The sequence below is a fragment of the Mesorhizobium sp. M7A.F.Ca.CA.002.04.1.1 genome (assembly GCF_004022805.1).
GTDB classification, from domain to species: domain Bacteria; phylum Pseudomonadota; class Alphaproteobacteria; order Rhizobiales; family Rhizobiaceae; genus Mesorhizobium; species Mesorhizobium ciceri.
The window spans coordinates 1-485 of record NZ_RZPL01001303.1; the positions used below are offsets into that span (position 1 = coordinate 1).

A 485-nucleotide genomic window follows, 5' to 3' on the forward strand; every position below is an offset into this window, starting at 1 on the left:
GCCAGCATCCTGTCGCGCCATGGCAAACCGGCTTCGCGCGATACCGCGCGTCCCGACTTCGGCGAAACATAGGCCAGGTCCTGTCGCGTGCCGGTGGCGGCGCATTGGCTGAGATCGAGGCCGAAGCCGAGTTCGTCCAGCACCAGAAGCTCGAAGCGCGCCACCAGTTCTCCGGCAACGTCGGCGTCGTCGAGATGGACGATCATCACGGCAAGCGTTTCGTAGAGACCTTCATGCGCGTCGCGCTCGGGCAGCAGGCGCAGATGCGCGGCCATGGTCTGCAAGCCGTAGACGGCGACGGCGCTGTCCATCAACCGGGCAGCATTCATCTCGATCGCTTCGGCCTGGAACGTGCCGAGATGTTCATCAAGGCGCGCACGCCACAACAGGTCGACGCGATTGCCGGGCTGGAGGACGGGCTGCTGTTTGCGCGAACGGCCGCCGCGAACAAGGCCGAGATGACGGCCATGCGCTCGCGTCAGCAC

At 65.8% G+C, this 485-nt stretch carries 1 protein-coding gene; it reads right to left on the minus strand.

Translation table 11 applies throughout. The features are described 5' to 3' along the window. Positions 1 to 485, minus strand: a 485-nt coding sequence (recO, locus tag ENZ75_RS33910) for a DNA repair protein RecO (protein ID WP_128278700.1), incomplete at both ends; no start/stop codon positions are given.